The organism is Caballeronia choica (assembly GCF_001544535.1).
Taxonomy (GTDB): Bacteria; Pseudomonadota; Gammaproteobacteria; order Burkholderiales; family Burkholderiaceae; genus Caballeronia; species Caballeronia choica.
Genome location: NZ_FCON02000009.1, coordinates 110,649 through 125,737, shown reverse-complemented (window position 1 = coordinate 125,737; position 15,089 = coordinate 110,649). Strand labels below are relative to the sequence as shown.

Below are 15,089 nucleotides of genomic sequence, written 5' to 3'. Positions count from 1 at the left end.
GCGTCGACCTCGGCAACGCTCGCCAAAGGCACTCGCGACGAAACCGCGCCGGTCGCCGGATTGAACACGTCGCCGAAGCGGTCGCTTGTGCCGTCGACCTTCTGCCCGCCGATGAAATGCGACAGCGCTCCGATGCGCGTTTCGCTTTGATGTGACTGACCCATGTGTATCGTTCCTTTGAATTCGAATCCGGCTTATTTCACGCTTTCGAGCACTTTGCGAACCGTGCCGAAGATCTGGTCGATTTGATCGTCCTCGACGATCAGCGGTGGCGAGAACGCGAGAATGTCGCCGGTATAGCGCACGAGCACGCCTGCCTCGAAGCACTTGACGAACACCTCGTACGCGCGCGCGCCCGGCGCCCCTTCGCGCGATTCCAGTTCGATGCCCGCGACCAGTCCGAGATTGCGCACGTCCTTCACGAACGGCGCGCCCCGCAGCGCGTGCGCCGCGCTTTCGAACTTCTCCGCCTTCGATGCCGCGCGCTCGAACAGCTTGTCGCGTGTGTAGAGATCGAGTGTTGCGATGGCCGCGGCGGTCGCGACCGGATGCGCCGAATACGTGTAGCCGTGAAAGAGTTCGATTGCGTTGGCCGCGCCCGCGCCGATGATCGTATCGTGCACGTTGCGATGCGCGGCGACGGCGCCGAGCGGAATCGTCGCGTTGTTGATGGCCTTCGCCATCGTGATGAGATCGGGCGTGACGCCGAAGTACTCGCTCGCCGTCGCCTTGCCGAGTCGCCCGAACGCGGTGATGACTTCATCGAAGATCAGCAGGATGCCGTGCTTCGTGCAGATCTCGCGCAGCTTCTGCAGATAGCCCTTGGGCGGCACGAGCACGCCGGTCGAACCCGCGACTGGCTCGACGATCACGGCGGCGATCGTCGACGGATCGTGCAGCGTGACGATGCGCTCCAGTTCGTCGGCGAGATGCGCGCCCCACGCCGGCTGCCCCTTCGAAAACGCATTGTGTTCGAGGTCGTGCGTATGCGGCAGGTGATCGACGGACGGCAGCAGCGCGCCCGAGAACGTCTTGCGGTTCGGCGCGATGCCGCCAACCGAGATGCCCCCGAAGCCCACGCCGTGATAGCCGCGCTCGCGGCCGATCAGGCGCGTGCGCTGGCCTTCGCCGCGCGCGCGGTGATAGGCGAGGGCGATCTTCAGCGCCGTATCGACGGATTCCGAGCCCGAGTTCGTGAAGAAGATCCGGTCGAGCCCTTCGGGCATCAGCCCCGCGACCTTCGATGCCGCTTCGAATGCGAGCGGGTGGCCCATCTGGAAGGTCGGCGCGAAGTCGAGCGTGGCGACCGCTTTCTGTACGGCTTCCACGATTTCGTCGCGGCAGTGGCCGGCGTTCACGCACCAGAGGCCCGCGCAGCCGTCGAGGATCTCGCGACCGTCGGTCGAGCGGTAGTACATGCCCTTCGCGCTCTCGATGAGCCGCGGCGCGGCCTTGAACTGGCGATTGGCGGTGAAGGGCATCCAGAACGACGAAAGATCGTCGATGACGGCGCGCGAATTCATGATTGGGGTCTCCTCGGAAAGAATGCTCACTCTAGTCCTCGACGATTTTGCGCGGCATAGACAGTTGCGCCACTGCGCTGCTAACTGTCATGGCAAAATGCTGATGACTGTATTGGTATGTCATCGCTCAATTTGCGGGCCACGAAGCTATCCTCGGTTTCCATGATCGAACTTACTCTCGAGCGCGACCGCGCGCAGGCACCGACGCTCGTCGAACAAATCGTGCGGGCGTTTGCCGCCGCCATCGAGGAGCAGACGCTGCGTTCGGGCGCACTGCTGCCGTCGGTCCGGCGTCTCGCGCAGGCGCAGCAACTGAGCACCTTTACCGTCACCGAGGCGTACGGGCGGCTCGTGTCGATGGGGCTCGTCGTCGCGCGGCGCGGTTCGGGGTATCGCGTGGCGGCGCGCGGGCAGGCGGAACGCGCACGGGCGGTCGAGTGGCAACCGCCGAGCCTCACCGCGACGTGGCTCCTGTCGGACGTCTTCGCCGATCACTCGGTGCCGATCAAGGCCGGCTGCGGCTGGCTGCCCAATGAGTGGATCAACGAGAGCGGGCTGCATCACGCGCTGCGCGCGGTGAGCCGCGTGCCGGCGGCGCGCATGGCGGACTACGGGCATCCGTACGGGTTCGCGCCGTTGCGCGAGCGGATCGCGGAGCAACTCGACCGGCATGGGCTGCCGGTGGACGCCGCAGCGAACGTGTTGCTCACAGCCGGCGCCACGCAGGCACTCGACCTGATCGTGCGCACGCTGCTGCGGCCCGGCGATACGGTCGTCGTCGAGGATCCGGGCTACTGCAACCTGCTGCAGATTCTCCAACTGGCCGGGCTCACCGTGCTCGGCGTGCCGCGCACGGCGGCGGGGATCGATACCGACATCTTCGAGCGCCTCGTGCTCGAACATCGTCCCAAGGCCGTCTTCCTCAACACCACCTTGCAGAACCCGACCGGCGCGACGTTCGGCATGGCGTCCGCGTTCCGGCTGCTGCAGATCGCCGAGCGGCACGGCCTGTGGGTCGTCGAGGACGATGTAAACCGCGAGCTGGCGCCGCCCGGCGCCCCGTTGCTCGCGGCGATGGAAGGGCTGAACCGTGTGCTGTATGTCGGCGGCTTCGCGAAGACGATCACGCCGGCGCTGCGCTGCGGCTATGTGGTCGCCGAGCGCGACGTGCTGCGCGAACTCGCGCGTACGAAGATGGCGGTGGGACTGACGTCATCGGCGACGACTGAGCGCATCGTCGAAAAGGTACTGACGGAAGGGCGCTATGCGCGGCACGTCGAGTTCGTCGGCGAGAAGCTGAAGGAGGCGCATACGCTGGTCGAGGAGCGGATGGACTCGCTCGGGCTCGAACTGTTCCACCGGCCGCGCGCGGGATTGTTCATATGGGCGCGGCTCGCGATCGAGCCGCAGCGGGCGGGCGAGGTCGCGACGCGCGCGCTCGCGGATGGCATCTGGCTCGCGCCGGGCTCGTATTTTCGTCCGGGCGACGCCGCGAGCGCGTGGTTCCGGTTCAACGTGCCGTATTCCTGCGACGATGCGTTATGGAAGTTCTTGCAGAAGTGGGCGGGGTAACAAAAAAGCGCGAGCCCATCCTCGCGCTTTTTCTACTCGGCGGTCGCCGCAGTGCGCGAGCGGCCGCCGCGCTTCATCGTCATCGCCTGAACACGCCGAGCAGCAAGGTCGCAAGAAAGATCACGATAAAGATGAAGAACAGGATCTTCGCGATTTCAGCCGCGCCCGACGCGATGCCGCCAAATCCGAAGAATGCCGCGATGATCGCGATGATGAAGAAGATGACAGCGTATCGAAGCATGAAAGCCCTCCGCAGGTCGATTTGTCGGTTTGATTCGTTTGATTCGCGTGCTGGCTGACGCTGTCGCCGCACGGGACGTCCGTTCTTGCCGCGCAACCGGCGGCACCGCACTTGAAGCAAGCCATGTGCCCAGCCGGGATGCATGAGCCACGGCTTCCCTCATTCATGCAAAAAGCCGCACGACCTTGCGGCTCATGCGGCTAATGGGGTTCGGGCTGGCGCCCGAGAAACGCGTATCGAAGATCAGGCTAGTGGCCTGGCGTGCTACCGGAGTCGGCTTCGTCGTCGAGGTCGTCTTCATCGTCGACGTTGTTCAGCGCATCCGGCAGGTTGTTCTCCAGTTCATCGCGTTCAATCTGATCGGCGAGATCCAGGGACTTCCGTGTAGCAGGACCGGACGGGCGATTGGCTCCAGACATGGTGTACTCCTTGAACAGATTTCAAAGCCGCGCCAGGGCGGCGCGAATTAAGAAGGCAAGCAAGGTGCATACACGCCGGTCGAAGGACCGCTTCCAGCGGCATCAGGAGATGGATCGGACAACAAGAGGAAACAACGCAGTCCCAAACTTGCAAGCGGGGCTGCAGATTTTGCGTGCCGGCGCGTACGGATCAGTATGCACTGGTCCGAGGCAACCGGCAAAGAGGGATGTGCAGGTTCGTCGTATGTTTGGGCGTTTCGCCAGGACGGGCGATCTGACTATTGCAGCGCGTCAATCCAGCGCGCGCTGAAGATCGGATAGAGGGACAGCACGAGGAGCGCCGCCATCGTCAGATTGAACACGCGCAACCAGTGCGGCCGGCTTAGAAAGCGCCGCAGCGACATGCCGAACGCCGCCCACATCGTGATGCAGGGCAGCCCGACCACGATGAACACCAGCGCCATCAGCGCCGCATTGAGCGAGAGGCTCGCGTCGAGGTGGATGGTCGTCGCCGCGGTCAGCACCATCATCCAGGCCTTCGGGTTGACCCATTGAAACGCCACGGCTTCATAAAAGCGCATCGGCCGGCGCTCGCCGTCGCGCACCTGCATCGACGACGAGGTGCCGATCTTCCATGCCAGATACAGCAGATAGGCGACGCTCACCGCTTCGAGCACGGTGTACATCCACGCGAAGCGTGTGAAGGCCTGCGCGAGCCCGAGGCCGACCGCGAGCATGAGGAACGCGACGCCCGCGCTGATGCCGAGCAGGTGCGGCACCGTGCGCCTGAGGCCGAAGTTCACGCCCGAGGCGAGCAGCATCGTGTTGTTCGGGCCGGGCGTGATCGTCGTCACGAGTGCGAAGAGCACGGCGGCGGGAAGGGCGCTCAACAGTTCGGCGGGCATGGGGGTGGTCCTTGCAGGGTGGCGATGATGCAGTGGACCGAGTGTAGCGATTCCTGTCGGTACAGTACCGGTACAAATTTGTGGATGATTTCCGGTACGCAGCGCCACTGTGAGGCGCACAGTCCCTATGTTCGCCTGCCGCTCTGCCCAGCCCGCTTCCCGAGCGAATCGTAGATCGGCTCGCACCCGAACACGATCGGCACGACCATCGCGCTGAAGCACGCGGTGAGCATCGGCAGAAGCAGCGTGAAGCTCCCCGTCATCTCGGTGACGAGGACGATGCCCGTCACCGGTGCGCGCACGACTGCCGTGAAGAACGCCGCCATCGCGACCACGGCAAAACCGCCCGGATGCGCGGCCATGCCCGGAAACCAGTGGACACACGCGCGCCCGAACACGACACCCGTCTGTGCGCCCAGCACGAGCAGCGGCGCGAAGAGTCCGCCCGGCGTCGCCGCCGCATACGACAAAGGCCCGAGAACGAAACGGACGGCGAACACCAGCACGATGCCGGACAGCGCGCCCGTATCCGACAGCATGCGTTGTGTGATCGAATCGCCGCCGCCGGCCATCGACGGCGCGAGCCACGCCAGAACCCCGACCACGCCGCCTATTGCCGCTGCCCGCACTTCCACCGGAACGCGGCCGAGACGATCGGAAAGGTCGAGCGTCGAGCGTATCGCGTGGCAATAAGCAACGCCCAGCAATCCCGTGACGATGCCCAGTAAGAGATGTATCGGCAGCGTGCCGAAGCCGACGAACGGCTGTGGGTCGAACCGGAAGTCGGGTGCGTCGCCGTGCATCAGGCGCGCCATCGCGATTGCGCCCGCCGATGCGCCGAGCGCCGCGACGGCCGTGCGCGTCTCGAAGCGCCGCACGAGTTCTTCGAGCACGAACACCGCGCCCGCGATCGGCGCGTTGAAGGCGGTGGCGAGTCCCGCGCCCGCGCCGGCGGCGAGCAGCACGAGGCAGTCGCCGGCGTTGCGCCGACAAAACGTGCCGAGCAAATGCGAGATCGATGCACCCATCTGCACCGTCGGACCTTCGCGACCGAGCGCGAGCCCCGCGCCGATCGCCAGCACGCCGCCGATGAACTTCACCGGAACGAGCAGGATCGTCGCGGGCTTTTGCGCGCCGTTCAGCACCGATTCGACGTGCGGAATGCCGCTGCCGCTCGCCTCCGGCGAGAAGCGCCGGACGAGCCACGCCGCGAGCGTCGTCGCCGCCGACGCCGCGAGCACCACGAGCACGAAGCCCAGCACATGCCGCGGGTGCGCCCACGCGATGAACGCATCGCGCCACCGGTCGCCCTGTTCGAGCGAGAACCTGAAGAGCGTGCCGACCGAGCCTGTCACCGCGCCCGCGGCCAGCGAGACGACGGCGAGCATGACGAGTCCGCTTTCTTGCTCCTCGACATCGGTGCTGTCCATGGCGTCGCGTCCGATAGGGGATGGGTGCCACGGATGATATCGGATGCCTGCGCGCCAGGGCGTGGGCCTTGCAAACTCGTTCGGGTCAGTTATAGGTACGACGGAACGCCGGAAGAGCGCGGATGGCGTATGACTACCCCCGCACCCGGGCCGCATGCTGCAAGCAATCAAGCAGCAACGACGCCGACGGCGTCAGCGGACTATCGCGCCGTGTAACGACCCCAACCGATATCGCCGGCAAGCGATCGGAAATCGGCAACACGGCGAGCCCATCGCCGACCCACGGATGTTCGAGCAGCGGCGCCGGCATGGCGGCGAGCGCGTCGGTCCCGCGCAGTAGACCATGCGCGATGACAAAGCTCGGGCACTCGATCACCCGTTGCGGCGCGACAACGCCAAGATCACCGAAGATATCGAGCAGCGCACGCGTCGAACTTTCCGGCGATGGATTCAGCAGCCACTCGGCGTCCGCCAACGCCGCAAGCGACTCGCAATCCTTCAACGGATGATCGGCCCGGCCGACGATCACAGAGCGGCTCTCATACAACTCGATGTGGTCGAACTCGGGGCCAAGATGCTCCGGCACGATCACCGCGACGACAAAATCCAGCGACCCGTCACGCAGCCTCGGCAACGCAACACCCGGAAAACCCTCGATAAAACTCACGCGTGCGTTCGGCATCTCGCGGCGAAACGCGCGATACGCCTCCGGCAGGATCGAAAGCGCGGCGGTCGGCGTGACAGCCACCGACACGCTGCCGGCCGCCGCGCCTTTCATCTGTGCGATGTCGTCCTCGGCGCGGCGCATCTCGCTCACGATGAGCTGCGCGCGTATCCGCAACTGCTGCCCGAACGCGGTCAACTGCACACCGCGCGCGGTGCGCAGCACGAGCGGCACGCCGAGATCCTGTTCGAGCTCCTTCAGCGCCTTGGTCAAGGCAGCCTGCGATAGATGCAGGCTGCGCGCCGCCGCGCGGATGCTGCCCTGCTCGGCGACCGTCAGGAATGCGCGCAACTGGTGGTACTTCATCGTCAGGGACCCAAGGGGTTATGCCGACAACCTGAAGTCGTCGCAAGCGGAAATTACTGTCTTTTGGTTTTCTTTTCGACTTTATATCCTTGGATGCAGGACGTCACCCACGCCATCAATATCAGGAGCCTTCATGCTGTCAGTCGAACCCGTCATCCCCGGTATTGCCGCCATCGCGCCCGAACTCATCGCGGTGCGCCGCCGCATTCATGCGAACCCCGAACTCGCGTTTCAGGAGACGGCGACCAGCGATCTCGTCGCCGGTCTGCTCGCCGGGTGGGGCTATGAAGTGCATCGCGGGCTGGGCAAGACGGGCGTCGTCGGCGTGTTGCGCCAGGGCGACGGCGCGCGCCGCATCGGGTTGCGCGCCGACATGGACGCGCTGCCGATCGAAGAGGCCACCGGCCTCCCGTACGCGAGCGCCGTCCCGAAGACGATGCACGCCTGCGGCCACGACGGTCACACCGCGATGCTGCTCTGCGCGGCGCGCTATCTCGCGGAAAGCCGGCAGTTCTCCGGCACGCTGAACGTGATCTTCCAGCCGGCCGAGGAAGGCGAGGGCGGCGCGCTCGCGATGATCGAGGACGGTCTCTTCGAACAGTTTCCCTGCGATGCCGTCTTCGGCCTGCACAACATGCCCGGCTTCAAGGCCGGCGACATGAGTTTCTGCCCGGGACCGGGCATGGCGTCGTCGGACCGCGTGACGATCACCGTGCGCGGCCACGGCGGACACGGCGCGATGCCGCATCTCGCGCGTGATCCGATGCCTGCCGTCGCGTCGATCATGCTTGGGCTGAACAGCATCGTCGCGCGTGAAGTGGATGCGCAGAAGCCGGCGGTGGTGTCGGTCGGCAGCGTGCAGGCCGGCGATACGCACAACGTCATTCCTCAGACCGCGCAGATGAAGCTCTCCGTGCGCGCACTCGACGCCGGCGTGCGCACGCTGCTGCAGGAACGCATCACGGCGCTCATTCACGCGCAGGCGGCGGCGTACGGCTGCGAAGCGGACATCGATTACGAGCTCGGCTATCCGGTGCTGATCAACCACGCGGAGCCGACCGCCTTCGCCACCGATGTCGCGAAGAAGATGCTCGGCGCGCAGCGCGTCGACGAGGCGGCCGCGCCGCTCATGGGCAGCGAAGACTTCGCGTTCATGCTCGAAGCCTGCCCGGGCAGCTATGCGTGGATCGGCAACGGGATCGGCAGCAAGGGCGGCTGCATGGTCCACAACCCGGGCTACGACTTCAACGACGACATCCTCGCGATCGGCGCAAGCTACTGGGTGCGCCTCGCTGAAGCGTTTCTGGCCGATTGATAGCCGATCCATGGTCGATCCATGGTCGATCGATTCCTTCTTCGCAACACCGCGCACCGAGAGACATCATGGATACACCCACGCTCGCAACTGTTTCAGAAGCGCCGGCCCAGCCGCGCACCCGCAAGCAGAGCCGCACGCGGCTCGTCACGGCGGCGGCGGTCGGCAATGCGCTCGAGTTCTACGACTTCACGGTCTACGGCTTTTTCGCGCTGCTGATCGGCAAGCTGTTCTTCCCTGTCCACGATCCGGTCGGGCAGTTGCTGCTGGCGGTCGCGAGCTTCGGTGTCGGCTTTTTCACGCGGCCGGTGGGCGGTCTCCTGATCGGCATGTACGCCGATCGCGCCGGCCGCAAGAAGGCGATGGTGCTCACGCTTGGGCTGATGGCCGTCGGCACGGCGATGATCGCGATTGCGCCGACCTACGCGCAAGTGGGCATCGCGGCGCCGATCATCCTGGTTCTCGCGCGGCTGATCCAGGGTTTTTCGGCGGGCGGCGAAGTCGGCGCATCGACGACGCTCCTGCTCGAACAGGCGCCTGCGAACCGGCGCGGTCTTTACGCGTCGTGGCAGTTCGCGAGCCAGGGGCTGGCCGCCCTCGCGGGCGCGCTGACCGGCGTGTGCCTGACGGCATCGCTGTCGCCCGCGCAGCTCGAAAGCTGGGGCTGGCGCGTGCCGTTCGTCATCGGCACGCTGATCGTGCCGGTCGGCTGGTGGCTGCGCCGCACGCTCGAAGAAGAGCCGCCGCGCGCGCTGGTCGCGAAGGCGCCGAAGCTGCCGCTCATCGACGTGCTGCGCGACCATCGCCGCGCCGTGCTCACCGGGCTCGGCCTCACGATCGGCGGGACGTCCGCGCATTTCATCATCGTGTTCTATCTGTCGATCTACGGCGTCAAGATGCTCGGCCTGCCCACGTGGACCGCGATGCTTTCCGGCTGCGTGTCGGGCGCGATCCTGTTCGTGCTGGCGCCCATCGGCGGCTATTTGTCCGACCGCTTCGGACGCAAGCGCATGGCACAGGCGACGCGCATCGTGCTGATGCTCGCGATCTATCCGGCGTTCGTCGCGCTGAACCGCTGGCCGTCGGCGGCGACGTTGCTTGTCGTGGTCACGGCGCTCTCGTGCGTCCACGGGATCAACATCGGCGGCGTCGGCGCGATGCTCGGTGAGCTGTTTCCGCGTGCCGTCCGCGCGACGGGGGCTGCCGTGGTGTACAGCGTGGGCGTGGCGATCTTCGGCGGATTTGCGCAGTTTTTCGTGACGTCGCTGATCGTCTTGACGGGGAGTTCGCTTGCGCCGGCGTGGTATGTGATCGCCTGCGGCGCGCTGAGTCTCGTGGGCGTGGCGTACATGCGCGAAGGGGCGGGGGTTGCGATTGATTGAAGGGGGAGGAGGTTGTCGCTGGCGCTTGGGGTGGGGTTGCGTTGTTTACACCGTTTGATGCGCTTGGGCTTCTGTGGAACTTGCTTTGTTTTTGGTTTATTAGCTCTGCCCCTGTCCGGGGCGGGACTCACTTTCTTTGCTGCTGCAAAGAAAGTAAGCAAAGAAAGCAGCTTCCCAACGCAAATTCTTGCCAGGCGCCTCCAGACCGCTCCCTCGGAGTGGTCCAACCGGGGGAGTGTCGTTAGCGGGGTTTCCCCGTTGTTGGCATGTAGAAAAGGTACGGGCATCGCACCGCTAAACGAAGTGGACCAGCAGTCATACATCCAGCCTCGCGCTTCGCGCTCGCCCGCCAGGTAAAACAGAAACCCATCGCTACCTCGCTCGTTCGTGCTTGCTGCATGCTTCAATTCACCGCTTAGCAAACCTGTCGTCGGGCACGAAGTGCCAGGACGGATGTATGACTGCTGATCCACTTCGTATAGCGGTGCGACGCGCGCGCCTTTTCTGCATGCCAACAACGACGAAACCCCGCTAACGACACTCCCCCGGTTGGACCACTCCGAAGGAACTGTCTAGCGGCGCATGGCAAGGATTGGCGGTGGAAAGCTGCTTTCTTTGCTTACTTTCTTTGCAGCAGCAAAGAAAGTGAGTCCCGCCCCGGACAGGGGCAGAGCAAATAAACCAAAAACAAAACAAGTTCCATAGAAGCGCAAAAACATCAAACGGGTGTAACCCAAAACCGACCCCGCCCCCGCGCCGCACCAAAACGGCGCATACCCGACGCGACTTGCCTCCCTCGCGGCACCGAATCGACGCATCCCCACCGCGCCGGCCAAAAAACCTCCCGCTTAACCTCCAAAAAATGGCACACCGCTTGCACTTTCCTACGATACTAAAATAGACCTCGCGTCGACCCACCGGCACCCAAAAACCAGTCGCCGGGCAAGCGGTCCAAAACCGCGCACAACCAGGACGCACACGATGCAGATCTACGACGAAATGCGTCACGACGAAACCGTACGGGAGCACTACGCGCGGTTCTCCCGCTGGCTGGCGGCCCAAAGCCCCGAGACCATCGCCCGCAAGCGCGCGGAAGCCGATCTGCTGTTTCGCCGCGTCGGCATCACGTTCGCGGTGAACGGCGACCTGTCGGGCACCGAGCGCCTGATTCCCTTCGACATGATCCCGCGCATCATCCCCGGCGATGAATGGCGCACGCTCGAAGCGGGCCTGCGGCAGCGCGTGCAGGCGCTCAATCTCTTCATCCACGATATCTATCACGATCACGACATCGTCCGCGCCGGCCGCGTGCCGGCCGAGCAGGTCTACACCAACGCGCAGTACCGGCCGGAGATGCAGGGCGTCCACGTCCCGCTCGATGTCTATGCGCACATCGCGGGCGTCGATGTCGTGCGCGCGGGCGAGGAGGGCGAGTTCTACGTGCTGGAGGACAACCTGCGGGTGCCGTCGGGCGTGTCATACATGCTGGAAAACCGCAAGATGATGATGCGGCTCTTTCCCGAACTCTTCGTGCAGAACCGCGTCGCGCCGGTCGCGCACTATCCCGACCTGCTGCTGGAGACGCTGCGCTCGATCGCGCCGGAAGGCGTCGACGACCCGGTCGTCGTCGTGCTCACGCCCGGCATGTACAACTCGGCGTACTTCGAGCACTCGTTCCTCGCGCAGCAAATGGGCGTGGAACTGGTCGAGGGCAAGGATCTGTTCGTCGACGAAAACTACGTGTTCATGCGCACGACGCAAGGCCCGCGCCGCGTCGACGTGATCTACCGGCGCCTCGACGACGACTTCCTCGATCCGCTCGCCTTCCGCGCCGATTCGGCGCTCGGCATCCCGGGGCTTCTGACGTCGTATCGCGCGGGCCGCGTGGCGCTGGCGAACGCGATGGGCACGGGCATCGCCGACGACAAGTCGATCTATCCGTTCGTCCCCGACATGATCGAGTTCTATCTCGGCGAGAAGCCGATCCTGAACAACGTGCCGACCTATCAGTGCAGGAAGCCCGCCGATCTCGCCTACACACTCGCGCACCTGCCGGAACTGGTCGTGAAGGAAGTGCACGGCGCGGGCGGCTACGGGATGCTGGTCGGCCCGGCGTCGACGAAAGCCGAGATCGAGGCGTTCCGCGAGCGCCTGGTCGCGCGGCCGAACACTTATATCGCGCAGCCGACGCTCGCGCTCTCCGCCTGCCCGACTTTCGTCGAAGCGGGGCTGGCGCCGCGCCACATCGACTTGCGGCCGTTCGTCCTGTCGGGCCGCGAGGTGAACATGTGCGCGGGCGGGCTCACGCGCGTCGCGTTGAAAGAGGGGTCGCTCGTCGTGAATTCGTCGCAGGGCGGCGGCACCAAGGACACCTGGATGGTGGACTGACATCGACTGGGAAAGCCACCGGCCATAGCCCCACGCGGGGCAGCCACGAGTGCGCCCACACAACGAACGGAACACCATCATGCTAAGCCGCACCGCCGATCACCTCTTCTGGATGGCACGCTACATGGAGCGCGCAGAAAACACGGCGCGCATGCTCGACATCAATTCGCAGGGCCTGCTCCTGCCGCAGACGCCCGAGCAGGAAGCGCGCGCGCAGCGTTCGGTGCTGCGCATCTCCGAGCTGGAAGCGAGTTTCGCGGAACGCCATCCCGACTCGGATTCCCGCGCCGACATGCTCGATTTCATGGTCGCGGACGCGGGCAATCCGTCGAGCATCAACGCCTGCCTGCACGCGACCCGCGAAAACGCCCGTGCCGTGCGCGGCACGCTGACAACCGAAGGCTGGGAAACCATCAACTACACGTGGCTGGAATTCGGCGAACGGCTTGCCTCGGGCGAACTGCAGCGCAGCCCCGATACGCTCTTCGAATGGGTGAAGTACCGCTCGAACCTGTGCCGCGGCGTGATGGTGGGCACCGCGCTGCGCGACGACGCGTATTTCTTCATGCAAATCGGCACCTTCCTGGAACGCGCGGACAACACCGCGCGCATTCTCGACGTGCGTTTCGCCGACGCCGAGCCGAATTCGCGCGAGGCCGCGCGCCAGCTCGAAGATTTCTACTACTGGACGTCGATCCTGAGTTCGGTGTCGGCGCTGGAGATCTACCGCAAGGTGTATCGCGATGTCGTGACGCCCTCGCGGGTCGTCGAACTGCTGATCCTCAACGAGGCGATGCCGCGCTCGCTGCTGGCGTCGCTGGATGGCGTCTGCGAGACGCTCGTCAACCTGCGCACGGGCAATTCCAACGAGTGCGAGCGCTTCGCGGGCAAGCTGCGCGCGGACGTGCTCTACGCGGACATCCGGCAGATTCTCGAAACCGGCGTGCATGCGTGGCTCACGCAATTCCTCAAGCGCGTCGACGAACTCGGCCTGCGCGTGATGCGCGCGTTTCTCATGCTGCCGCTCGGCTGACGTGGCACGAACCCTCGAAGGACCGACCATGCTCCTGACCATCCGCCACGACACGAATTATCGCTATGCGTCGCCGGTGCAGTACTCGATCCAGCAGTTGCGGATGACGCCGGCCAACGGGGCGTCGCAACTGGTGCGGCGCTGGCATATCGAAGCGCCGGCCAAGCTCGACGTCACCCGCGACGCCTACGGCAACACGCTGCACACGCTCGTGCTGACGAAGGCGCACAGCGAGATCCGCCTGACCGTGGCGGGCGAAGTCGAAACCACGCCGCTCGACGACGGCCGTCTCTACGACGACGCCGGCCCGATCCCGCTCGAACACTATACGTGCCCGACCGCACTCACCGAGCCGGACGCGGCGATCCGCGAACTCGCGAACAGCGTGCCGTCGATCGATTCGCCCGCCGCCGTGATGACGCTCGCGGAGCGCATCGGCGAGCGGGTCGCCTATCAGCCGGGCGTGACGGAAGTGACGAGCACGGCGGCCGAGGCGCTCGAACTCGGCAACGGCGTCTGCCAGGATCACGCGCACCTGATGCTCGCCTGCTGCCGCGCGCGCGGCGTCCCGGCGCGCTACGTGAGCGGCTACGTCGAACCGGGCGAGGTCGATTACGCCGCGAGCCATGCGTGGGTGGACGTGTGGATCGACGACGCCTGGGTGTCGGTGGACGTCACGCACACGCGCTTTGCGAGCAGCCGGTACTGCCGGCTGGCGGTCGCGCGCGACTACGAAGCGGCGGCGCCCGTGCGCGGGTCGCGCGTCGGCGGCAAGGAGGAGCATTTGAGCGTGCATGTGTCCGTGGACGCACAACTCGATCAATAAACGCCTCCGATGCTCGAACGGCGGCGCGAATCTGCCGTAAAGTAAGTTGAAGGGCGGCCGGTGTGGATGGTTTGCATCGCGAAACACCAGGTGTTGCTGTCCGTGGATGCGGCATGGCGGTGGTGCCATTACAATGGTGCTTTTGTATTTTCCGGAACAAAACGACATGACTTATTGCGTGGGGATGTGCGTCGACGAGGGCCTCGTGTTCTTGTCCGACACGCGCACCAACGCCGGCGTGGACCATGTGAGCGCCGCGCGCAAGATGGCCGTTTTCGAGCAGCCCGGCGAGCGCGTGCTGGTGTTGCTCGCGGCCGGCAATCTCGCGCTGACGCAGGCCGTCACGCACTTGCTCGCCGCGCCCGCCGACCCGTCCAGGCCGACGCTCTACAACGCGGCGAACATGGCGGAGGCGGCGCGGATCGTCGGCGATGCGGTGCGTGAAGTGCACAAGCGCGATGCGCTGTCGCTTGCGGAATTCAGCGTCGACTTCAATTGCTGCTTCATTCTGGGCGGCCAGATCGGCACGCAGGCCCCGCGGCTCTTCATGATCTACGCGGCAGGCAATTTCGTCGAATCGACGCGCGTGAGCCCGTATTTCCAGATCGGCGAGTCGAAGTACGGCAAGCCGATCATCGATCGCGTGATCACGCCCACCACGTCGCTCGACGAAGTTGCGAAATGCGCGCTCATCTCGATGGACTCGACGCTGCGCTCCAATTTGTCGGTGGGCTTGCCGCTCGACCTGCTCGTCTATGAGAAGGACTCGCTGCGCGTCACGCGTTTCGCGTCGCTCGACAATGACAGCGAGTATTTCCAGATGATCCATCGCACCTGGGGTGAACGGCTGCGGCAGATCTTCGGCGAGATTCCGAACCCGGCGTGGACCGATCCCTCCGACGTGCCGCTGCGGCCGCGCGAGCAGGCATCGAGCGTGCCGCGTCTCGTGATCGGCGATTTGCCGTGTCCCGAGGCGCCTGCGCAGACGCTTGCGCAGATCGATACGGGCGCATCGCAGCAATAGG

13 protein-coding genes and 1 pseudogene are annotated in these 15,089 nt (G+C 65.2%); 7 read left to right on the top strand and 7 right to left on the bottom strand.

Annotated features, from left to right (window positions below; genetic code table 11):
* Window positions 1-164, bottom strand: a pseudogene (locus AWB68_RS46360) (methylmalonate-semialdehyde dehydrogenase (CoA acylating)); the annotation flags it as partial.
* Between the two features lie 30 nt (window positions 165-194).
* A complete protein-coding gene (gene aptA / locus AWB68_RS06505) occupies window positions 195-1,523 on the bottom strand; it encodes an omega-aminotransferase AptA (RefSeq protein ID WP_087643523.1) in 1,329 nt (442 codons plus the stop codon).
* Window positions 1,524-1,685: 162 nt separating this feature from the next.
* Here aptA and AWB68_RS06500 point away from each other — a divergent pair, with 162 nt between their 5' ends.
* Window positions 1,686-3,095: an aminotransferase-like domain-containing protein gene (locus AWB68_RS06500; RefSeq protein ID WP_087643522.1), complete on the top strand. Its 1,410-nt coding sequence runs from the start codon at window positions 1,686-1,688 to the stop codon at window positions 3,093-3,095.
* Window positions 3,096-3,174: 79 nt separating this feature from the next.
* Here AWB68_RS06500 and AWB68_RS06495 read toward each other — a convergent pair whose 3' ends face one another.
* The 5 genes from AWB68_RS06495 to AWB68_RS06475 all read right to left on the bottom strand — a co-directional run bounded on the left by AWB68_RS06495 (window position 3,175) and on the right by AWB68_RS06475 (window position 7,120).
* Window positions 3,175-3,336, bottom strand: a complete 162-nt coding sequence (locus tag AWB68_RS06495) for a DUF1328 family protein (RefSeq protein ID WP_035939535.1) — start codon at window positions 3,334-3,336, stop codon at window positions 3,175-3,177.
* 248 nt (window positions 3,337-3,584) lie between these two features.
* Window positions 3,585-3,755: a hypothetical protein gene (locus AWB68_RS48145; RefSeq protein ID WP_160109978.1), complete on the bottom strand. Its 171-nt coding sequence runs from the start codon at window positions 3,753-3,755 to the stop codon at window positions 3,585-3,587.
* A 278-nt stretch (window positions 3,756-4,033) separates the two neighbouring features.
* The gene (locus AWB68_RS06485) at window positions 4,034-4,660 is read right to left on the bottom strand and encodes a LysE family translocator (protein ID WP_087643520.1); all 627 of its coding nucleotides are present in this window, start codon (window positions 4,658-4,660) and stop codon (window positions 4,034-4,036) included.
* 125 nt (window positions 4,661-4,785) lie between these two features.
* Window positions 4,786-6,090 carry a H(+)/Cl(-) exchange transporter ClcA gene (clcA, locus tag AWB68_RS06480; RefSeq protein ID WP_087643519.1) on the bottom strand — a complete coding sequence of 435 codons (1,305 nt, stop codon included), beginning with the start codon at window positions 6,088-6,090 and terminating at the stop codon, window positions 4,786-4,788.
* 133 nt (window positions 6,091-6,223) lie between these two features.
* Window positions 6,224-7,120, bottom strand: coding sequence for a LysR substrate-binding domain-containing protein (locus AWB68_RS06475; RefSeq protein WP_087643518.1), 897 nt, complete (start codon window positions 7,118-7,120; stop codon window positions 6,224-6,226).
* A 133-nt stretch (window positions 7,121-7,253) separates the two neighbouring features.
* Between AWB68_RS06475 and AWB68_RS06470 the strand changes: the two genes are divergently transcribed.
* From AWB68_RS06470 to AWB68_RS06445, 6 genes are all read left to right on the top strand, one after another.
* Window positions 7,254-8,435, top strand: a complete 1,182-nt coding sequence (locus tag AWB68_RS06470) for a M20 aminoacylase family protein (protein ID WP_087643517.1) — start codon at window positions 7,254-7,256, stop codon at window positions 8,433-8,435.
* Window positions 8,436-8,503: 68 nt separating this feature from the next.
* Window positions 8,504-9,817, top strand: coding sequence for an MFS transporter (locus AWB68_RS06465; protein ID WP_087643516.1), 1,314 nt, complete (start codon window positions 8,504-8,506; stop codon window positions 9,815-9,817).
* Window positions 9,818-10,798: 981 nt separating this feature from the next.
* Window positions 10,799-12,205 (top strand): circularly permuted type 2 ATP-grasp protein, encoded by a 1,407-nt coding sequence (locus tag AWB68_RS06460; RefSeq protein ID WP_087643515.1) that lies wholly within the window; start codon window positions 10,799-10,801, stop codon window positions 12,203-12,205.
* A 79-nt stretch (window positions 12,206-12,284) separates the two neighbouring features.
* Entirely contained in the window at window positions 12,285-13,238 is a 954-nt protein-coding gene (locus AWB68_RS06455) for an alpha-E domain-containing protein (RefSeq protein WP_087643514.1), read from the top strand.
* Window positions 13,239-13,266: 28 nt separating this feature from the next.
* Window positions 13,267-14,064: a transglutaminase family protein gene (locus tag AWB68_RS06450; protein WP_087643513.1), complete on the top strand. Its 798-nt coding sequence runs from the start codon at window positions 13,267-13,269 to the stop codon at window positions 14,062-14,064.
* Between the two features lie 166 nt (window positions 14,065-14,230).
* The gene (locus AWB68_RS06445) at window positions 14,231-15,088 is read left to right on the top strand and encodes a proteasome-type protease (RefSeq protein WP_087643533.1); all 858 of its coding nucleotides are present in this window, start codon (window positions 14,231-14,233) and stop codon (window positions 15,086-15,088) included.
* Window position 15,089 lies beyond the last annotated feature (1 nt).